The sequence below is a fragment of the Janthinobacterium leeuwenhoeki genome, from assembly GCF_051380795.1.
Taxonomy (GTDB): Bacteria; Pseudomonadota; Gammaproteobacteria; order Burkholderiales; family Burkholderiaceae_D; genus Janthinobacterium.
This window is the reverse complement of the sequence record NZ_JBNYXT010000003.1, coordinates 115,007-132,858: the sequence shown is the minus strand read 5'-3', so window position 1 is coordinate 132,858 and position 17,852 is coordinate 115,007. Positions and strand designations below refer to the sequence as shown.

Annotated in this window: 21 protein-coding genes; 8 read left to right on the top strand and 13 right to left on the bottom strand. The window is 63.2% G+C overall.

Annotated elements, in window-relative coordinates; all coding sequences use genetic code 11:
- Positions 1–2: 2 nt before the first annotated feature.
- Positions 3–947, top strand: a complete 945-nt coding sequence (locus ACQ4WS_RS03980) for an SMP-30/gluconolactonase/LRE family protein (protein WP_436473859.1) — start codon at positions 3–5, stop codon at positions 945–947.
- A 121-nt stretch (positions 948–1,068) separates the two neighbouring features.
- Here the strand turns inward: ACQ4WS_RS03980 and ACQ4WS_RS03975 are convergent, their stop codons facing one another.
- Positions 1,069–2,136: an SDR family oxidoreductase gene (locus ACQ4WS_RS03975; protein ID WP_436473857.1), complete on the bottom strand. Its 1,068-nt coding sequence runs from the start codon at positions 2,134–2,136 to the stop codon at positions 1,069–1,071.
- Positions 2,137–2,233: 97 nt separating this feature from the next.
- Between ACQ4WS_RS03975 and ACQ4WS_RS03970 the strand changes: the two genes are divergently transcribed.
- The 3 genes from ACQ4WS_RS03970 (at position 2,234) to ACQ4WS_RS03960 (ending at position 5,398) form a co-directional block, all read left to right on the top strand.
- On the top strand, positions 2,234–3,148 hold the full coding sequence (locus ACQ4WS_RS03970; RefSeq protein ID WP_436473855.1) for a LysR family transcriptional regulator: 915 nt from the start codon (positions 2,234–2,236) through the stop codon (positions 3,146–3,148).
- Positions 3,149–3,217: 69 nt separating this feature from the next.
- Positions 3,218–4,252 carry a MerR family transcriptional regulator gene (locus ACQ4WS_RS03965; protein WP_436473853.1) on the top strand — a complete coding sequence of 345 codons (1,035 nt, stop codon included), beginning with the start codon at positions 3,218–3,220 and terminating at the stop codon, positions 4,250–4,252.
- Positions 4,253–4,318: 66 nt separating this feature from the next.
- Positions 4,319–5,398, top strand: a complete 1,080-nt coding sequence (locus tag ACQ4WS_RS03960) for a hypothetical protein (protein WP_436473851.1) — start codon at positions 4,319–4,321, stop codon at positions 5,396–5,398.
- Here the strand turns inward: ACQ4WS_RS03960 and ACQ4WS_RS03955 are convergent.
- Together ACQ4WS_RS03955 and ACQ4WS_RS03950 are read right to left on the bottom strand one after the other, a co-directional pair.
- Positions 5,395–6,603, bottom strand: coding sequence for a D-amino acid dehydrogenase (locus tag ACQ4WS_RS03955; protein WP_436473849.1), 1,209 nt, complete (start codon positions 6,601–6,603; stop codon positions 5,395–5,397). The two genes, ACQ4WS_RS03960 and ACQ4WS_RS03955, sit on opposite strands and share 4 nt — an antisense overlap.
- Positions 6,600–7,061, bottom strand: a complete 462-nt coding sequence (locus ACQ4WS_RS03950; protein ID WP_436474093.1) for a winged helix-turn-helix transcriptional regulator — start codon at positions 7,059–7,061, stop codon at positions 6,600–6,602. The genes ACQ4WS_RS03955 and ACQ4WS_RS03950 overlap by 4 nt, the downstream gene beginning before the upstream one ends.
- Positions 7,062–7,139: 78 nt before the next feature.
- Between ACQ4WS_RS03950 and ACQ4WS_RS03945 the strand changes: the two genes are divergently transcribed.
- Positions 7,140–8,351, top strand: coding sequence for an MFS transporter (locus ACQ4WS_RS03945; protein ID WP_436473847.1), 1,212 nt, complete (start codon positions 7,140–7,142; stop codon positions 8,349–8,351).
- Here ACQ4WS_RS03945 and ACQ4WS_RS03940 read toward each other — a convergent pair.
- The 5 genes from ACQ4WS_RS03940 to ACQ4WS_RS03920 form a co-directional block, all read right to left on the bottom strand.
- The gene (locus tag ACQ4WS_RS03940) at positions 8,348–9,043 is read right to left on the bottom strand and encodes a Crp/Fnr family transcriptional regulator (protein WP_436473845.1); all 696 of its coding nucleotides are present in this window, start codon (positions 9,041–9,043) and stop codon (positions 8,348–8,350) included. The two genes, ACQ4WS_RS03945 and ACQ4WS_RS03940, sit on opposite strands and share 4 nt — an antisense overlap.
- Before the next feature lie 155 nt (positions 9,044–9,198).
- Positions 9,199–9,846: a response regulator gene (locus tag ACQ4WS_RS03935; RefSeq protein WP_436473843.1), complete on the bottom strand. Its 648-nt coding sequence runs from the start codon at positions 9,844–9,846 to the stop codon at positions 9,199–9,201.
- A gap of 38 nt (positions 9,847–9,884) precedes the next feature.
- Positions 9,885–11,117, bottom strand: coding sequence for a GAF domain-containing sensor histidine kinase (locus ACQ4WS_RS03930; RefSeq protein ID WP_436473841.1), 1,233 nt, complete (start codon positions 11,115–11,117; stop codon positions 9,885–9,887).
- A 64-nt stretch (positions 11,118–11,181) separates the two neighbouring features.
- Positions 11,182–11,763 (bottom strand): DJ-1/PfpI family protein, encoded by a 582-nt coding sequence (locus ACQ4WS_RS03925; protein ID WP_058051378.1) that lies wholly within the window; start codon positions 11,761–11,763, stop codon positions 11,182–11,184.
- Between the two features lie 146 nt (positions 11,764–11,909).
- Positions 11,910–12,032 (bottom strand): hypothetical protein, encoded by a 123-nt coding sequence (locus ACQ4WS_RS03920; RefSeq protein WP_436473839.1) that lies wholly within the window; start codon positions 12,030–12,032, stop codon positions 11,910–11,912.
- Between the two features lie 83 nt (positions 12,033–12,115).
- Here ACQ4WS_RS03920 and ACQ4WS_RS03915 point away from each other — a divergent pair, with 83 nt between their 5' ends.
- A complete protein-coding gene (locus ACQ4WS_RS03915; RefSeq protein ID WP_436473837.1) occupies positions 12,116–12,415 on the top strand; it encodes an antibiotic biosynthesis monooxygenase family protein in 300 nt (99 codons plus the stop codon).
- Between the two features lie 25 nt (positions 12,416–12,440).
- On the opposite strand, the gene pncB is transcribed toward ACQ4WS_RS03915, so the two are convergent.
- Both pncB and ACQ4WS_RS03905 read right to left on the bottom strand, forming a co-directional pair.
- Positions 12,441–13,631, bottom strand: coding sequence for a nicotinate phosphoribosyltransferase (pncB, locus tag ACQ4WS_RS03910; RefSeq protein ID WP_436473835.1), 1,191 nt, complete (start codon positions 13,629–13,631; stop codon positions 12,441–12,443).
- Positions 13,632–13,708: 77 nt separating this feature from the next.
- Positions 13,709–14,572 carry a cysteine hydrolase family protein gene (locus ACQ4WS_RS03905; RefSeq protein WP_436473833.1) on the bottom strand — a complete coding sequence of 288 codons (864 nt, stop codon included), beginning with the start codon at positions 14,570–14,572 and terminating at the stop codon, positions 13,709–13,711.
- A gap of 72 nt (positions 14,573–14,644) precedes the next feature.
- On the opposite strand from ACQ4WS_RS03905, the gene ACQ4WS_RS03900 reads away from it, so the two are divergent.
- On the top strand, positions 14,645–14,884 hold the full coding sequence (locus tag ACQ4WS_RS03900) for a TIGR02450 family Trp-rich protein (protein ID WP_436473831.1): 240 nt from the start codon (positions 14,645–14,647) through the stop codon (positions 14,882–14,884).
- Here the strand turns inward: ACQ4WS_RS03900 and ACQ4WS_RS03895 are convergent.
- From ACQ4WS_RS03895 to ACQ4WS_RS03885, 3 genes are all read right to left on the bottom strand, one after another.
- Positions 14,866–15,120: a hypothetical protein gene (locus ACQ4WS_RS03895; RefSeq protein WP_436473829.1), complete on the bottom strand. Its 255-nt coding sequence runs from the start codon at positions 15,118–15,120 to the stop codon at positions 14,866–14,868. The two genes, ACQ4WS_RS03900 and ACQ4WS_RS03895, sit on opposite strands and share 19 nt — an antisense overlap.
- Before the next feature lie 325 nt (positions 15,121–15,445).
- On the bottom strand, positions 15,446–15,991 hold the full coding sequence (locus ACQ4WS_RS03890) for a nuclear transport factor 2 family protein (RefSeq protein ID WP_436473827.1): 546 nt from the start codon (positions 15,989–15,991) through the stop codon (positions 15,446–15,448).
- A gap of 102 nt (positions 15,992–16,093) precedes the next feature.
- The gene (locus ACQ4WS_RS03885) at positions 16,094–16,699 is read right to left on the bottom strand and encodes an FMN-dependent NADH-azoreductase (RefSeq protein WP_436473825.1); all 606 of its coding nucleotides are present in this window, start codon (positions 16,697–16,699) and stop codon (positions 16,094–16,096) included.
- Between the two features lie 134 nt (positions 16,700–16,833).
- Between ACQ4WS_RS03885 and ACQ4WS_RS03880 the strand changes: the two genes are divergently transcribed.
- The gene (locus ACQ4WS_RS03880; RefSeq protein WP_436473823.1) at positions 16,834–17,748 is read left to right on the top strand and encodes a LysR family transcriptional regulator; all 915 of its coding nucleotides are present in this window, start codon (positions 16,834–16,836) and stop codon (positions 17,746–17,748) included.
- Positions 17,749–17,852: the final 104 nt, after the last annotated feature.

Genomic DNA, 17,852 nt, shown 5'->3' with positions numbered 1-17,852 from the left:
TGATGCACGATTCCCGAACCGCCCTGCCCTGCTTGCGCATGGCCGTGCTGGCCGCCGCGCTGGCCCACCTGTCCGCCTGCGCCAGCCCGCCCGCGCACGAAACGCTGTTTCTCACCACCACCTTCACGCCCGCGCATTCCTTTACCAAGGGCATCGAAGGGCCGGCCGTGGATGCGGAAGGCAATATCTACGCCGTCAACTTTGCGCGCCAGCAAACCATCGGCAAGGTCAGCCCCGGCGGCACCGGCGAGGTGTACCTGACCCTGCCCGGCACCAGCATCGCCAACGGCATCCGTTTCGGCAGCCGTGGGCAAATGTATTTGGCCGACTACATGGAACACACGATTTACCTGGTCGACCCGGCTACGCGCGCGCTGACCATCCACGCGCGCGAGCCGCGCATGACGCAGCCGAACGACATCGCCATCACGCAGGATGACGTGCTGTATGCGAGCGACCCGAACTGGAAGGAAAACACGGGCCGCGTGTGGCGCATCGCGGCCGATGGCACGGTGACCCTGGCGCTCGACACCATGGGCACGGCCAACGGCATCGAAGTGAGCCCTGACGGCAAGATCCTGTACGTGAACGAAAGCGTGCAGCGCAATATCTGGAGGTATGACATCGCCGCCGATGGCAGCCTGAGCGGCAAGCGATTGCTGATCAAGTTTGACGATTTTGGCATGGATGGCATGCGAGTCGATGTCGATGGCAACCTGTACGTGACGCGCTACGGCAAGGGCACGGTGGTGAAACTGTCGCCGCAGGGCCGCATCCTGCGCGAAATCAGCGTGCCCGGCGCCAAGCCCAGCAACATCACCTTCGGCGGTCCCGATGGCCGCACGGCTTACGTGACGGAAGTGGTGCAGGGACGCCTGCTGCAATTCCGCGTCGACCGTCCGGGTCTGGAATGGCAACGGGCGCAGGAGCGGCGCAAGCCCGAATAGCATGTGGGGATGTCGGCTTACGCGCTTGCGCGCTAACCCGACCTAGGCACTAACACGATGGCCCGGCAGGTCGGCTTAGCCGGAACGGCGTAAGCCGACGACATGATTGGCCACGACCGGGTCAGCGCGGAATGACGCGCTGCGCCTTCAACTTCTCGAACAGATTGAAGAAGGCATCCTGCGTATCCTGGTAATCGAGAAAGCCCGCCTTGCGGCTCTTGCCCATGTCCGTCATCACTTCCATTGGCCGCCCCAGGTCGGCATCCGTATGCCACCAGGAAGCGAGGCGGCTGATATCCGTTTCCACCAGATCATACTGCTGCGCAATGGCACGCCATTGCGCAGGCGCATCCTGCATGCGGCCGGCCAGCGGCGCGATGGTCTCCGGCAAGTCTGCCGCTGCCACGCCGAAATAGGCGGCCAGACGGGGCCACAGCCATTTCCAGCGGAACACGTCGCCATTGACGATATTGAAGTCCTCGTTGCGCGCGGCGGGGCTATCGGCCGCCCACGCCAGATGGCGCGCGATCTGGCCCGCATCCGTCATGTCGGACAGGCCGTGCCACTGTGCGGATGAACCGGGAAACACAAAAGGCTGTCCGCTGGCCTTGCACAAGTTCGCATACACAGCCAGGGTCAGGCCCATGTTCATGGCATTGCCCAGCGCGTAGCCGATGATGGTGTGCGGACGGTGCACGCTCCACGTGAAGCCGTACTGGGCGGCGGCTGCGAACAGACGGTCTTCCTGCTCGTAATAGAAATTGTCGACGTCCTGGCGGCCCTGCTCTTCGCGGAACGGTGTGACTGGCACGCTGCCCTGTCCATACGCATCGAACGGTCCCAGGTAATGCTTGAGGCCCGTCACCAGCGCCGCATGGCGCAAGTGGCCGTTCGGCCCCAGCGCTGCCAGCACATTGGCCACCATGGCGCCATTGACGCGGATATTTTCCTGCTCATTGGCCTGGCGCGCCCAGGCCGTGAAGAAGACGTGGCTGGCGTCCAGCCCAGCCAGCGCCGTGGCGACGGCGGCGCCATCCGTCGCATCGAGCGGCAAGGCCGTACAGCCAGCGGGCACGGGCGTGCGTCCACGCGAGACGCCCGTCACCTGCCAGCCCTGCGCCAGCAAATGCGTGGCCAGGCTGCTGCCGATAACGCCGCTGGCGCCGATGATGAGGGCATGTTTTTGCATGAGTGAAAGCCTCCAAAAGAAAGAATCATCATATATGCGACTGAAATTCTTATCTGCGATACTATTTCACCTCATTCATGAATGGAATTCCCGAATCATGTTTTCATCGGAACATGTAAAGGGCCTTACGCCCTTCCTCGCCACGGCCGACGCCGGCAGTTTTACCAAGGCGGCCGAGCGCCTGCACCTGAGCAGCTCGGCCGTCAGCAAGAGCGTGGCGCGACTGGAAGAGCGGCTGGGCGTGCTGCTGTTCGAGCGCAGCACGCGCCGGCTGAAACTGAGCGACGCTGGGCGCGCCTACTACGCCACCTGCAAGCGCGTGCTGCAGGAACTGGCGGACGCGGAAGACGTCCTTGCTGAACATGCGACGGAGCTGGCCGGCAAGGTGCGCATCGGCGTGCCCGCCTCATACGGCCGTCTGCGCGTGATGCCGGCCCTGCTGGCGCTGTGCGCGCAGTATCCGCGCTTGCAGCCGTCGATCGCCTTCAGCGACCGCTTCGTCGACCTGTTCGAGGAGCGCATCGATATCGCCGTGCGCATCGGCGCGCCCTCGCACTGGCCGGCGGCGCTGGGGCAGATGCACCTGGGCGACGAACAGTTGATCCTGTGCGCGGCGCCCGCCTATCTGACGCCGCGCGGCACGCCCACATCCATCGCGGATCTGGCGCAGCACGACTGCATCGCCTACGGTCGCGGCGATGGCTCGCCCATGCCGTGGCTGTTCCCGCAGCATGCCAGCGGCGGGCAAGTCGAGTACCGCGTGGCATCGCCGCGCCTGACGGTGGGCGACGCGGAGGCGCGCACGGCCGCCGTGCTGGCGGGCCTGGGCGTGGCGCAGCTGGCCACCTGGCTGGTGCAAGACCACCTGGCCACGGGCGCCATCGTGGCAGTGCTGCCGGAACTGGCCACGCCAGGCTTGCCGCTGTACCTGGCGTGGCCCCTGGCGCGCCAGCTGACGCCCAAGACGGGCACCTTGCTGCAGGAATTGCGGCAGCGGCTGACCATCAGCTAAAAATATCGATTGACCCTGACGCTACGTCAGGCGCGATGCTATCTGTACGCACCAGGAAAGGAGGACGCAATGCTGTTGAAAATCGGGGAACTGGCCAGGCTCACGGGCCTGACTATCCGCACCCTGCACCACTACGACAGCATCGGCCTGCTCTCGCCTTCGGCGCGCACACAAGCTGGCTACCGCCTGTACCAGCACGGCGACATGGATCGGCTGCACCGGATCATGGCGCTGCGCAAGTTCGGGCTGTCGCTGGCCGATATCACCAACGCACTCGCCGGCCCGGATCTTCCTTTGCATTCCATCGTGGCGCAGCAGATCGCCATGCTGGAGCACCAGATCGCGCAAGCTTCCACCTTGCGTGTACGCCTGTGCAGCTTGCAGGCGCAACTGACGCAGGGGCAGACCCCGGAACTGGCCGAGTGGCTCACCACGATGGAGTTGATGACCATGTACGACAAATACTTTAGTCACGAAGAACTGCAACAACTGCCGATGCTGTCCGATGCGGCCGTGGAACAGGAATGGAAAGCGCTGGTGGCAAGAGTGCGCGCACTGCAGGCGACGGGCGCCGGCCCCGGCGATGACAAGGCGCAGGCGCTGGCCACGCAATGGATGGTCAAGCTCGTACGCGACACCGGCGCCCACCCGGGCCTGTTCGCGCGCCTGAACGACATGCACGCGCGGGAACCATCCATGCAGGCCACGACCAGCATCGATGCGGAGGTGATGCAGTTCATCATCGCCGCCTTCAATGCCTCGCGCATCGCGCTGTACAAGCCTTTCCTCAACGAACAGGAATATGCGTACCTGGCCGCCAATTACGGCAAGCGCTCGGGCGAGTGGCCTGCCCTGATTGCCGCCGTGCGCGCCGCCATGGATGCGCGCACGCCGCCCACTGACCCGGCCGTGCTGCAACTGGCGCGGCAGTGGCTGGAGCTGTTCCGTTCGTATGCGGGCACGGACCCGGCCACGCAGCTGAAATTCCGCCAGGCGCACCAACAGGAACTACGTCTGATGGAAGGCAGCTTTGTCGACGGGGCCATGCTGCAATACCTGGGCGCGGCGATGGCCGTGGTGGCGCAGGAACGCCCCGGCGCATAGTTGACGTGTGGCATCTCGTGGGCGGTGCCATGTAGAATCGGCCTTCGCCCACGAGAGGAACAACCGATGCGCCGCTTTTTGCTTGTATGTCTGTCCCTGCCCGCCCTGAACCTCGCCATGGCCGCCGATGCGCCCTCGCAAGGGGTGTGGCAGGGCACCCTGGGCAAGGCCAATATCGTGGCCTGCTTCAACCAGCCCAGCCCCACGCAAGGGTCCGACCGCAGCGGCAATTACTACTACACGCGCTACAAGACGCCCATCATGCTGGCCAAGCCCAACGGCAAGAGCGACTGGAGCGAGTCCGACACCAAGGGCGACACGACGGGCACCTGGTCATTGCATGCGCCGCAAGGCGGCAAGCTCACCGGCACCTGGACGGAGCCGAAAAGCGGCAAGACCCTGCCCCTGGCCTTGACCCTGCTGGAAGCGGCGGGCGACCGCGAGCATCCGTCCTGCGCCAGCGACGCCTACAACCTGGCGCTGGAGGTGTTTCCCAGCACCAAGGTAAGTAAACCCCTTACCTTTGAAGGCAAGCAATACCGCAACCTGCAAATCGACGACACCATCACGGTGGAATTGATCGCGCCCGGCGATGGCGTGGCGAAAATCAATGCGCAGCTGCGCGCCGTGCTGGCCAAGAACAAGCAGGACCTGGCCGACTTCTACGCCACGCGCCGCGAATACCTGGGCCGCAACGGTTTCACGACGGAAGACGAAGTGTATGCGGAGCCGACCTACTGGTCGCCGCGCTGGGTGACGCTCAAGTTTTACCGCTGGCCGGCCGGCTATGGCGCCAGCGGCATCTCCATCCGGTTCCGCACCTGGGACGTGAAAACGGGCCAGGAGACGGACGTGTGGAACTGGTTCGGCGCCAGCGCCAGCGATGGCGACGACAAGGCCGAATTGCCGGACCGCCTGCGCCAGGCCCTGTATAAGAATGTGAAAATCGACGCCGAATGCAAGGGCACGGATTACGACGGCCGCGGCCGCTTCCACCTGTCCCTGAAGCCGGAAGGCGTGTCCTTCTGGGAAGACTCGAACGGCAGCGGCTGCGAAAACGATTTTTTACTTCCCTACAGCAAGGTCGGCCCCTTCCTCACCGTCAAGGGCCGCGCCGCGCTCAGCGATTTATTGCCAAAGAACTAGCCACCCGCCTTGTCCACCATCGTCGCCACCATCTCTGCCGTGGCCGCCGCCAGGGTCCAGCCCAGGTGGCCATGGCCCGTGTTGTAGTACACGCCGGGGGCCTTGCCCGGCCCCACTTTCGGCAGCATGGCCGGCAGCATGGGACGCAAGCCCGCCCACGGAACCACCTTGCGCGTATTGACGCCGGGAAAACACTGCTCCACCCACTGCAATAGCGGACGGATGCGGTCGGCGCGGATATCGTAATTGGTGCCATTGAATTCCGCCGTGCCCGCCACCCGCAGCCGGTCCTCGCCCAGGCGGCTGCTGACCAGCTTGGTGGCATCATCGAGCAGGCTGACCTTGGGCGCGGCCACGCGGCTGGCTGCGTCATCGAGCTGCACGGTGATCGAATAGCCTTTCACGGGATACACATTCACATGCTCGCCCAGGGATGCCGCCATGGCGCGGCTGGCCGTGCCCGCGCAAATGACGACGGCGTCGAACAGCGTGCTGTCCTCGCCCATGGAAACGCGCACCTTGCCGTGCTCGCGCGCCAGCGCGGTGACTTCCTGACCAAAGCGGCACGCCACACCCAGGCGGACGCAGGCGTCGGCCAGGCCGCTGGTGAATTTGTGAATGTCGCCCGTGGAATCGCTGTCCGTGTAGTAGCCGCCGTAAAAATCGCCGGCGAGGGCCGGTTCGATGGCGCGCATTTCTTGCGGTGTAACGGCGCGCCGCTGCAAGCCGCCCTGCGCCAGCAGGCGCGACACCCCAGCCGCCCGCTCAAAGCCAGCTTTGTCACGATAAACGTGCAGGATGCCGGCGCGGCGGTGGTCGAAAGCTATCTTCTCGTCTTCTGCCCAGGCAAACAAGTGTTCGCGCGCGGCGATCGCCATGCGCGCCGTGGCGATGGTATTGCGCTCGTAAGCGGGCATGGCGGCAAGAAATTGCGCAAACCAGCTCAGCTTGTGCCAGCTGGGCCAGGGATGCAGCAGCAAGGGCGCATCGCGCCGCGCCATCCATTTCAGGGCGTTCCATATCGTCGCCTTGTGATTCCACACTTCCGCGTGCGAGGCCGACAATTGCCCGCCATTCGCATACGACGTTTCCATGGCGGCATAGCGGTGGCGCTCGATCAGGGTCACGTCCACGCCCCGCTTCGCCAGCGCATACGCCGTGGTCACGCCCGTGATGCCCCCGCCCAGCACGGCCACGCGCTTCATGTCTCAGCTTTCTGCGTTACCTTCTGCACGACGGTATCGCCCGCCTGCAACACGCGGCCATCCTCGGCCAGCACGTCGATGCGGCGCACGGGCAAGCCTGAACCGCGCTGCAGCAAGGTCGAATGCGCCTCGCCTTGCTCGAACAATTGCGCCTCGCTCCACTGGCGCAAACCGACGACGACGGGAAACAGCGCCAGCCCCTTGGGTGTCAGCACGTATTGCTGGTAGGCCGTGCCGTCCGAGGCGGGCGCGACCGTAAAGATGCCCTCTTGCACCAGCGTGTGCAGGCGGTCGGCCAGGATGTTCTTCGCCACGCCCAGACTTTTCTGGAATTCCCCGAACCTGCGCATGCCGTCGAAGGCGTCGCGCACGATCAATAGCGACCAGCGCTCGCCGATCACGTCGAGCGCGCGCGCCACGGGACAGGGGTCGGTTTTCAGGCTCTTGCGTTTGGCCACGGTGCCTCCTTGATTGAGTGGTTGCATTTTAAAACTTCTCCGCGTAGACTCCAAGTGGTTTTAATTTGAAACTACTTAATGATCAACTCTATGCGCGATTCGAACCCACCCATCACGACAGCACTTCCCCCCACCCTCGTCTGGCTGTTTGCCACCGCGGCCGGCCTCAGCGTGGCCAATGTGTATTACGCCCAGCCCTTGCTGGCCACCCTGGCGCACGAATTCGGCATGACGGAGGCTGCCAGCGGCATGGTCATCACGGCCACGCAGATCGGCTGCGCGCTGGCCCTGCTGCTGCTCGTGCCCTTGGGCGACATGCTGAACCGGCGCCGTTTGACCCTGTTCCAGCTGGGCATGCTCGCCATCTCGCTGGCGGCGCTGGGATGCGCCCATTCCACGGCCGCCTTGCTGGGTGGCATGCTGCTGGTGGGCTTGCTGGGCACGGCCATGACGCAGGGCTTGATCGCGTATGCGGCCAGCGCGGCGGCCAGCCACGAGCGGGGCCGCGTGGTCGGCATGGCGCAGGGCGGCGTGGTGATCGGCTTGCTGCTGGCGCGCACCCTGTCCGGCGCAGTGGCCGATCTCGCCGACTGGCGCACCGTGTATTTTGTCTCGGCGGCCATCGCCTGCGCCCTGTTGCTGCTGCTGTGGCGCAAGCTGCCGCCACCAGTGCTGCCTGGCAAGAAGATGGCGTATGGCGCGCTGCTTGCCTCGATGGTGAGCATGTTGCTGCATAACAAGGTGCTGCGCGTGCGTGGCATGCTGGCGCTACTGATGTTTGCCGTCTTCAATATTTTCTGGAGTGCCCTGGTGCTGCCCTTGACGGCGCAAGGCTATAGCCATGCGGCCATCGGCGCGTTTGGCCTGGTGGGCGTGATCGGGGCGCTGGGCGCGGCGCGGGCCGGGGCGCTGGCCGACGGCGGACGCGCGCAATGGACGACGGGCGCGGCGCTGTTGCTGCTGCTGGCCGCGTGGCTGCCGCTCAGCTTTGCGGGTGCGGCCCTGTGGCCCTTGATCGTCGGCATCATCGCGCTGGACCTGGCGGGCCAGGCCATCCACGTGACCAACCAGAGCCTGATTTTCAAACAGGACAGCGACGCGCACAGCCGCCTGGTGGCGTGCTATATGCTGTTTTATGCGGTGGGAAGCGGACTCGGTGCGATTGCCGCCACCAGCGTGTATGCGCTGGCGGGCTGGCTTGCGGTATGCGCGCTGGGCGCGGCGGTCAGCTTGCTCGCCCTGCTGTTCTGGCGGCTGACCTTGCCTGCTGAAAAAGCTGAGAGCGCTTAGTTGAGCATGGCCGTGACGGAACCATGGCGGTAGGTTTTCAAGGCATCGGGCTGGATCTGGATCAGCGAACCGCTGACTTTAATCAAATGCAAGTCCGTCAGCTGGTGCAGCACGCGCGACAGGGTGGCGGGCGCCAGGTTCAAAAACGATGCCAGCAAACTTTTCTTCAGGTCCAGCTTGACCTCGTTCGAGCGCTGCTGGTCCGACGCCTGCAGCAGGTATTCGACCACGCGCTGGGTGGCGTTCTGCACGGAGCAGCGCTCCACGTTGCGAATAAAACCCATCAGGTGGTGCGACAGGCTGTTCATCATCTGGCGCGCGATACGCGGCGACTGGTCCAGCAAACGCAGCAACGCGTGCGGCGGGATGCGCAGCAGCAGGCAGTGCTCGAGCGCTTCGGCGCAGAATGGATACGGTTCATCGAGGAAAATCATGGCTTCGCCGAAGCTCTGGCCCGGACGGATCAGCTCCAGTACCTTGTCCGTGCCTTCCATGGAAAACACGCTCAGCTTGACGAGGCCGAAGACCACCACATAGGCGCCTTCCGCCACTTCGCCCTTGCGGAACAGCACTTTGCCTTTTTCCACTTCAACACGCACGACATCCTGGCGCAATTGCTCTAATTGCGAAGGGGAAATATGGCGGAACAGAGCCTGGCTCGATAGCAAGCCATCGACGTTGACCTTATGCATGACACTCTCTTATTAGATTAGCGAATGACTAAGAGTGTAATGCGCAGGCAGCGTCAAGGCCATACGTCAAAGGAACTAGGGTTGTCTAGGCCGGAACGCCATGCAGATCAAACAAACGCGCATTCCTTGCCGTGTATTTGCGCTTTTTTTGATCTTTATTTGCTTAACTCGCGCTCAACCGCATACACGGCGATCTGCACGCGGCTGCTGAGCTTCAGCTTTTTGAGAATGTTTTGCACGTGGATTTTCACCGTGCTTTCGGCTACGTCCAGTTGGCGCGCAATTTCCTTGTTGCTCAGTCCTTGCGCCAGGCAGGCCATGGCTTCGCGTTCGCGCGGCGTCAGTTTGTCATAGTCGGCCTGGGGCGCGTTCTGCCCCGCGCGAAACTGCGACACCAGCTTGGCCGTCATGGCGTCGGCGATCACCGATTCGCCGGCGGCGGCGCGGCAAATGGCCTGCCCCAGCTGCTCGGCTTCTATATTTTTCAGCAAGTAGCCGCGTGCGCCCGCGCGCAGTGCCGCGCCCAGGTCGGCTGCGTTTTCCGACACGGTCAGCATCAGCACGACCATCTGCGGCAGGTCTTGCAAGATCAGCTGCAGCGCCTCGACGCCGGTCACGCCGGGCATGTTCAAGTCCATCAGCACCACGTCGGGCTGCAGTTCGGCCGTCAGGCGCACGCCGTCCAGTCCGTTCGATGCCTCGCCCACCACCTGGAATTGAGGATTGCGCTGCAGCAGCAGCCTGACGCCGCTGCGCAGCAAGGTGTGGTCATCGACCAGCAGGATTTTGATTGGTGCGTTCACGTATTGGTATCTTCTAACTGGTAGGAATGAATCGTCTGTTACGCGGCCTGGCGCCGGGCTGCCGGCAAGGCCAGCGAGATCGTCGTGCCGCCGCCGGGCCTGCTGTCGATGGCAAATTGCGCACCGAGCCGCTCGGCTCTTTCCTGCATGATACGCAAGCCGATCTGCAATTCCGTTTTCTTGTCGCGCAGGTTGGCGGCAAAGCCTTCGCCATCGTCGCGCACCTGCAGCGCAAAATCGCGCCCGTTTTCCACGCGCAGGGCCACCTTGCTCGCTTGCGCGTGCTTGCGGATATTCGACAGCGCTTCCTGCACGATGAACAGGATCTGCAACTGCTGCTCGGGCGCCAGCGGCGCGCCATTGCCGCTCATGTCCAGGGTGCCGACGACGCCCGTCTGCAGCTCGAACTTGGCCAGTACTTCCGACAGCTTGCTTTCGAGGTCGCTGCCATGCCAGCGCGTGCGGAAATTGACCAGCAATTCGCGCACATCCTGGTAACTTTGCTCGACGCCCATGCGCATCAGCGGCAACACTTCGGCCGCTTCGTCGAGCTGGCCCCGGCGCACGGAATCGTCGAGCATCTGTACTTGCAGGCTGATGAAATTCAGGCTTTGCGCGATGCTGTCATGCAAGCCTTCGGCCAGCAGGCTGCGTTCGCGCGCCACGGCAAATTCCTTTTCGCGTGCAATCAGGCGCTGGTTTTCGATGGCGATGCCCAGGCTCTGGCCCAGGGTTTCCAGCCAGCCCTGCTGCTGCGCCTGCACGGCTTGCGGCTGCGCAAAGTGCAGCGAAAAACTGCCCACCACCTGCTCGCGCGCGAGGATGGGGAAAACGGCGATGGCGATAAACCCTTCGTCCTGGCAACGGTAGCGCTGCAGCGCATCGACCTGGCGGAAATCGCGGATCTGGATCACGCCCTGCGCCACGGCCGCGCCGCACAGGCAATCGTTGTTGCGGATGCAGTGTTCCTCTTCCACCATGGCGTCCGAAATGCCCTCGTGCACGATGATGTGCACGGTATCGTGCTGCGGATCGAGGATGCGCACGGTACCGCCTTCGGCTTGCGCGAACTGCATCACATGGCGCAAGAAGCCACGGCACAGCGCATCGATGGCGTGCTGGCCCGCCAGCAAGGTGGAAATCTCGTGCAGGGTGGCCAGCTGGCGTTCCTGCGCGGCACTCAGGCCCGATGCGGCTTGCGCCAGGCGGCGCTGGCGCCAGCGCGAGGCTGGAAGTTGTTTGCGGGAAGGTTGACTGCGCGGCGCATGCATGAAGAACTCGAATCTGAAAAGTGATGCGCCCGGCAAGCGCTGCGGCCTGCCGGGCTGGTGAAGGTTACAAATGGATCTCGGTACCCAGCAGCTTGACGAACTGCGCCAGCCAGGCCGGATGCGCAGGCCAGGCGGGGGCCGTGACGAACTGGCCATCCGTGACGGCGTCCGTGACGGCGATGTCGGCATACGTGCCGCCCGCCAGTTTGACTTCCGGCGCACAGGCTGGATAGGCGGAAATGCGCTTGCCGCGGATGACATCGGCGGCGGCCAGCAATTGCGCGCCATGGCAGACGGCGGCGACAGGCTTGCCCGCCTCGGCGAAATGGCGCACGGCGGCGATGACTTTCTCGTTCAGGCGCAGGTATTCGGGGGCGCGGCCGCCGGCGATCATCACGGCGTCATAGTCGGCTGGGTCGATCTCGTCGAAGCTGGCGTTCAGGGTGAACAAATGGCCCGGCTTTTCTGTATATGTCTGGTCGCCCTCGAAATCGTGGATGGCCGTCTTGATCGTCTCGCCGCTTTTTTTGCCGGGACAAACGGCATGCACGGTATGGCCCAGCATCAGCAGGGCCTGGAAGGGCACCATCGTTTCATAATCTTCTGCAAAATCGCCGGTCAAAAACAGAATTTTCTTCGCTGCCATTTAGTTCTCCTATGAAAGATTGATCCCGCATCCCTGCCTGCAGGGTGCACCGCAAGGCGTATCTTAGCGCGACTTGGCAGCCATACTGGATATTTATCAAACTTTTGCGCCTTGATCGAGGATTTTACAGGCTGAGGCAGAATTTTTTACAGGCTGGCAGGTCGAAGCAGGGCAAGGCGGCCTGGCGCGGCATGTTCCGCGTCGTCGTTGCCATCGGCACTCCACAGGAACGGGAACGGCAACGGGCGCACGCCATCCTGCAGGCGCACACGCGCTGGCGGGCTGAGGCCCTCCCCCGCGCGGCCAAACTATGGCAAGATCAAGCTTCCTTCATTCCACAGTGAAACTTGCCATGATTTTTGAAATTGCCCACATCCAGATCAAATCGGCCACACATGACGCTTTCGAGGCGGCCGTCGCCCAAGCCGTGCCACTGTTCCAGCGCGCGCGCGGCTGCGTATCGATGCGCCTCGAGCGCTCGATCGAAAACGGCGACGCCTACCGCCTGGTGGTGGGCTGGGCGACCCTGGAAGACCATACCGTGCATTTCCGCGGCAGCGACGATTTCCAGGCATGGCGCGGCCTGGTAGGTGACTTCTTCGCCACCCCGCCCCAGGTCGAGCACATGAACACGGTACTCACGGGATTTTAAGCAGGCAGCGCTTGCCCGGCCGCCGTCATGCCGCAGGATGGTGAAACACTTGCCGCAGGTAAGCCAGGAAGGTTTCATCCTTGCACAGGGTCTTGCCCGGCGAATCGGACAATTTCGCCACGGACTGGCCATTGCAGCGCACCAGTTTCATGACGATGTTGAGCGGCGTCAAACCGACATCGTTGGTGAGATTGGTGCCGATGCCAAAACCCGTCATGATGCGGTCGGCGAAGTGCTGGTACAGGGCGAAGGCCTTGTCCAGGTCCAGGCCATCGGAAAACACCAGGCGCTTGGTATTGGCGTCGATGCGCAGGGCCGCGTAGTGGGCCAGCGCCTTCTCGCCCCACTCGACAGGGTCGCCCGAATCGTGGCGCAAACCGTCGAACAGCTTGGCGAAATACAGGTCGAAGTCGGCCAGGAAGGCATCCATGCCCACCACGTCCGTCAGGGCAATGCCCAGGTCGCCACGATATTCCTGCACCCAGTCTTCCAGTGCCGCCTTTTGAAAGTCGCGCAGGCGCACGCCAAACGACTGGAACGACTGCATGTACTCATGCGCCATGGTGCCGATCGGCACGATACCGAGCTTCTTCGCCAGATACACATTCGACGTACCCTTGAAATATTCGGGCACGTCGCGCGCCAGCCGTTGCACCACTTCGTCGTGCCAGGCGCCGGAAAAGCGCCGGCGCACGCCGAAATCGGAAAACTCGAATGGATGCTTGCGCCGCGGCAGCTTGCCGAATGCCTTGACGGCCGCCACTTTCAAGCCCAGGCGGTGGCGCCCTTCGCGCATGGCCGCATCGAGGTCGAAGCGGCGGAAATACAGTTCGTTGATGATGTACAGCACGAAAATCTCGAAGCCCATCACGTGCACCTGCGGCCCGGCCGCGTGCACCCGCAAGGTGTCGCCATCCGTGCTGACGTCGATGAATTTGCGCTGGAAGCGGAACACCGTCAAGAAGTCGACGAAATCGCTCTTCATGAAGCGCAGGGTACGCAAATAGGCCAGCTCGTCGTCGGCAAACGACATCGAGCACAGGTGGTCGAGCTGTTCTTCCAGCTCGCCCTTCAGTTCGGCCAAGGGAAAGGCGGTGGCGTTGCGGCAGACAAATTCGTATTCGGTATGAGTATTCGGATGACCGTGCAGCAATGCTTGCCACATTGTAAATTTATACAGATCGGTTTCCAGCAAACTGCGCACTATCGGGGTCATGTGTGTTTTCTCCAACTTCCTGAAGCCAGAATAGTACGCCACTGCAAGCATTTCAGCAGAGCGCGATCGACAGTGGCTCAGGCAGCCGCGTTGGCCAACAATTCGGGCAAGACGTCGGCGGACGTGGCCAGCCGCGCGCCGCGCGCACGCATGGCGCCCAGGAAGTCGCGCTGCTGCGCTTCGAAGCCCGTGACGGGACTCATGCAATCCGTCAACAGCACCAGCCGCGCCAGCGCCTGTGGCCCCTGCTGTGCCTGCAGGTAATCGGCGATGTGCTCCGTGCTGGCTTTCACGCAATGGCTGCCCGCTTCGCCGCTGACATAAATCTGCTGCGCCGGCAGCAAGGTATCAAGGAAGGCGCGGTTCAGCTGGGTGGCCGCATCCTGCGCGTCGGGCACTTCTGCCATGACGGCCGAGTAATGCTCGGTCCACGGGTTGGAACCCTTGCTCAGCTTGGCGACCACTTGCAGGTGATCCACTTCCCAGGCGTTGTAGGCGGCGCGCACGGCCGCGTGGATATTCTGGCCCCAGCTGCCGATCTCGCAATGCACGGGCCACACCATCAATTGATAGCGCCCCGCTTGCTGCAAGGCGTCGAGGTAGGCCAGCGCGCGCGGCAAGGCGCCGTCGGCGGCGGGCAGGAACAGGCAGTCGCGCACCTGCTGCGCGCTGATCTGCGTAAACGGTGGCACAGTGCCGCCATCGCCCGTGCGCCAGAAGGCGGGGTGGGCGATATCGTAGCGGTGGTGGGCGTCGAGGGTCACGCTGATCTGCGTCAAACCGCTGCCCCCTGCACGTATCAGTTGCGCCACGCGCAGCATGTCGGCATGGGCGCCGGGCACGGCCAGCGCCGGTGCGGCATCCGGCGGCAGCCAGGTGGCAGGCAAGTCGCAAAAATCGTTTTGCGGGTCGATGACGAGCAGGTGCAGCTGGCGTTTCATGGCGGTCCTCGTGCGTGGCAGGAAGTTGCATCATAATGGCAACATCGCCATCATGCCAAACCAGGGGCCGCCATGAATATTCTCAATCACAATAACGTGCGTCCGAACAAATTACTCAACAGCAAATGGACGGCCGTCACGCCAGCCAACAAGGAAAAACACTTCCTCGTCATCAAGCTATGCGCAACGGACACGCCCGATGAGCCCGTCACGCACGTAGAGCTGGAAGCCGTGCATTCCGGCCGCGTGCAAATCCTGCCCTGGCGCGCGCTGCAGGATGCGGCGCAGTGGCATCAGGGGTGGAAGACATAACGGCGCTGGCGCCGCTCGACCAGCTTGACGGCTACCTCGTCCGCTTCCGCCATGGCGTCCGCTTCCGTTGTAAACTGGTGATCAGCCGACACCCGGCGCTTGCGCACCAGATTCACCCGGTGCATGGGGTTGGGCGACGGGGCATAGATGGCAACGTAGGCGCCCCATAGCTTGCAGCCCAGCAAACGCTCTGCCGTGTAATTTACTTCATAAAAATCAACATACTTTATCGGCACGATGTGCACTCCAGAAATGACATGGCCGGACAGCTTGTCTCTACGGACTGACGCGGTAAAAAGGGTGAAGCCATGCGCTCGCGATTGCTCAGGATACTCAATTCAGTTCTCTTTTTATCACGCGGCACAGGGTAAAAGGAATGCATGACGACATCATCTGCTTGCACCAGCCAGGCCGGTCACGCCACACTTGTCAGGCTATCTATGTGCAAGCTGAAAGTATAGACGATGCGAAAAATTTATTACTGGGCAACCCCGTACTGAACGCAGCTGGCACGGCGGCAATGCGCGCACTGCCGCGCGACTGACGCGGCATGGCTGGCGCCTACTTTCCGGCCTCGGCGGCGGCATGCATGGACCAGACGACGCTGAGGATTTTCCATTGCCCGTCGCGCTTGACCATTTGCCACGCTTCCACGCCATAGTTGGACAGCTTGTCGCCGACGAGGAATTCATAGTCGAAGTTGACCCACGCCACATGGCGGTCCTGGGTGATCTTGACGTTGTAGAATTTTTCTTCCGTGCGCTGCGGTTCGCGCTTGATGAAGTTGGCGAAACTGACATAACCGGCCGTCCCGACGCCGTCGAAGTGGACATCCGTCGTATCGCGCATTTTCTTGATGAAACCGTCGTCGGCCGGCGCGGCGAACAGGATGTTGGTGTGCAGCATCAGCGACGACAGCAGCTTGACATCCTTGGCGATCAGGGCCGCCTGGAAGTCGGCGACGACTTTTTCGATGGCGCGGATATCTTCCGGCGTGGAGCCATGGCGGCCCACGTGGGGCGGCGCCACTGGCCCAGTTTGCGCTTGCGCCATGCCTGCCGTCAGCAGGGAACATCCGAACAATACTGCGCTTGCCAACTTGTACATGGGGGACTTTCATGGCGAACCGTTCGCCGGCCTGGCACAAGGCGTGCCGCTGGCAAGCTTATGTCAACCATGGCAGATAGGCAATCCCCCTGAAGACCTAGTTCAGGTGGCCAGGACCTCGATCGAGGCACGGCCCCTGGCAATCGCGCTGGCGACGGCATCGTCTCCCATGGCCACGCCTTCGGCTTGCACGAATGCGATGTCGGTGATGCCGATGAAGCCCAGTGCCGTGCGCAGATAGGTACTCAGGTAGTCATACGCGGCGCCCGGGCCTTCGCTGTAGACACCGCCGCTGGCCGTGAAAATATAAGCTTTCTTGCCCGTGGCCAGGCCGACGGGGCCCGTCGCCGTGTACTGGAAAGTGCGTCCTGCGCGCGCCACGTGGTCGATCCACGCCTTCAGGGTCGATGGCACGGAAAAGTTGTACATGGGCGCGGCCAGCACCAGCACGTCGGCGGCCAGCAATTCATCGACCAGGGTATCGGACAGCTGCACGGCCGCTGCGGCCTGCGCGCTGCGCTGTTCGGCCGGCGTAAAAAAGGCGCCCATCACCTCTTCCGTCAAGTGCGGCACGGGCTGCGCCGCCAGGTCGCGTTCCACCACGCTGGCGCCTTGCGCGGCCAGTTTGGCGACGAATTCACCGGACAATTGACGCGACAGGGAACCGCTGTTGCGCACGCTGCTATTGATGTACAAGACCTTGCTCATGAAGTGCTCCTGGGAAAATGGGTGAGGGGATGGGCCGCATCACAGCCCTTGCACACAGCATAGTTCGGGTCTACCATCGATGAAACCGTGCAAATATAAATGATTAGCATCGAATTTTTAGATATGGAGTCACCATGAGAGAACCGGGCCAGCCTTCGCTCGACCAGTTGCGGGTGTTCGTCGCCGTCATCGACGCGGGCGGCTTCGCCCACGCGGCGCGCCAGTTGCATCGCACGCAATCGGTGATCAGCTACACCATCGCCAACCTGGAAGAACAACTGAATGTGGTGCTGCTCGACCGCGGCAAGCGCAAGCCCACCCTGACGGACGCGGGCAAGGCCCTGCTGGCCGACGCGCGCGCCGTGGCCCTGAAGGTCGATGGCATGCGCGCGCGCGCCAAGGCGCTGGCCGGCGGGCTGGAGGCGGAAGTGTCGGTGGTGGTTGACGTGATGTTTCCCACCTGCGTGCTGGTGCGCGTGCTGGAGGCGTTCCAGGCGCAGTTCCCCACCGTCGCCCTGCGCCTGCGCATCGAAGCCATGGGCGCCGTGGCGCAGCTGGTGATGGATGGCAGCTGCCACATCGGCCTCGGTGGCTGGATGACGGCCACGGCCAGCGTCTTCGAGCGCCTGGCCGTGGGCCACGTGCGCCTGATTCCCGTGGCCGCGCCCAGCCACGCGCTGGCGCAGCTGGCAGGGCCGATTGCATCGAACGTGGCGCGCGAACACGTACAACTGGTGCTCAGCGACCGCAGCGTGCTGACGCAGGGCCAGGATTTCGGCGTGCTGGGCTTACGCAACTGGCGCCTGGGCGACCTGGGCTCCAAGCATGCCCTGCTGCGCGCGGGCCTGGGCTGGGGCAACATGCCCGAAGCGATGGTGCGCGACGACCTGGCAGAAGGCCGCCTGGTGCACCTGCCGCTGGCCGTCGATAATGGCGAGAATTACCCGATTTACCTGATCCAGCGCGCCGACACACCGCCCGGCCAGGCGGGCAAGTGGCTGACGCAGCGCTTTGCGGAGCAGTTGCCGTTGCTGGAACAAGTCTTTTAGATGCGCGCGCGGGCGGGTATCATGCGGGGGCAAGCCCCAAACAACTGCTGGGGTCAGTCCCTGCGGGATCGCAACCCGTCCCATTGGGACGGGTTGCCCCCGAT

What these genes read in the sequence shown, in the direction of transcription:
- ACQ4WS_RS03975 (WP_436473857.1), bottom strand. Translation starts at nt 2,136, where the DNA reads ATGCAAAAACATGCCCTCATCATCGGCGCCAGCGGCGTTATCGGCAGC.
- ACQ4WS_RS03965 (WP_436473853.1), top strand. Translation starts at nt 3,218, where the DNA reads ATGCTGTTGAAAATCGGGGAACTGGCCAGGCTCACGGGCCTGACTATC.
- ACQ4WS_RS03885 (WP_436473825.1), bottom strand. Translation starts at nt 16,699, where the DNA reads ATGAGCAAGGTCTTGTACATCAATAGCAGCGTGCGCAACAGCGGTTCC.
- ACQ4WS_RS03970 (WP_436473855.1), top strand. Translation starts at nt 2,234, where the DNA reads ATGTTTTCATCGGAACATGTAAAGGGCCTTACGCCCTTCCTCGCCACG.
- ACQ4WS_RS03925 (WP_058051378.1), bottom strand. Translation starts at nt 11,763, where the DNA reads ATGGCAGCGAAGAAAATTCTGTTTTTGACCGGCGATTTTGCAGAAGAT.
- pncB (WP_436473835.1), bottom strand. Translation starts at nt 13,631, where the DNA reads ATGACCCCGATAGTGCGCAGTTTGCTGGAAACCGATCTGTATAAATTT.
- ACQ4WS_RS03980 (WP_436473859.1), top strand. Translation starts at nt 3, where the DNA reads ATGCACGATTCCCGAACCGCCCTGCCCTGCTTGCGCATGGCCGTGCTG.
- ACQ4WS_RS03960 (WP_436473851.1), top strand. Translation starts at nt 4,319, where the DNA reads ATGCGCCGCTTTTTGCTTGTATGTCTGTCCCTGCCCGCCCTGAACCTC.
- ACQ4WS_RS03900 (WP_436473831.1), top strand. Translation starts at nt 14,645, where the DNA reads ATGAATATTCTCAATCACAATAACGTGCGTCCGAACAAATTACTCAAC.
- ACQ4WS_RS03905 (WP_436473833.1), bottom strand. Translation starts at nt 14,572, where the DNA reads ATGAAACGCCAGCTGCACCTGCTCGTCATCGACCCGCAAAACGATTTT.
- ACQ4WS_RS03890 (WP_436473827.1), bottom strand. Translation starts at nt 15,991, where the DNA reads ATGTACAAGTTGGCAAGCGCAGTATTGTTCGGATGTTCCCTGCTGACG.
- ACQ4WS_RS03955 (WP_436473849.1), bottom strand. Translation starts at nt 6,603, where the DNA reads ATGAAGCGCGTGGCCGTGCTGGGCGGGGGCATCACGGGCGTGACCACG.
- ACQ4WS_RS03945 (WP_436473847.1), top strand. Translation starts at nt 7,140, where the DNA reads ATGATCAACTCTATGCGCGATTCGAACCCACCCATCACGACAGCACTT.
- ACQ4WS_RS03940 (WP_436473845.1), bottom strand. Translation starts at nt 9,043, where the DNA reads ATGCATAAGGTCAACGTCGATGGCTTGCTATCGAGCCAGGCTCTGTTC.
- ACQ4WS_RS03880 (WP_436473823.1), top strand. Translation starts at nt 16,834, where the DNA reads ATGAGAGAACCGGGCCAGCCTTCGCTCGACCAGTTGCGGGTGTTCGTC.
- ACQ4WS_RS03915 (WP_436473837.1), top strand. Translation starts at nt 12,116, where the DNA reads ATGATTTTTGAAATTGCCCACATCCAGATCAAATCGGCCACACATGAC.
- ACQ4WS_RS03930 (WP_436473841.1), bottom strand. Translation starts at nt 11,117, where the DNA reads ATGCATGCGCCGCGCAGTCAACCTTCCCGCAAACAACTTCCAGCCTCG.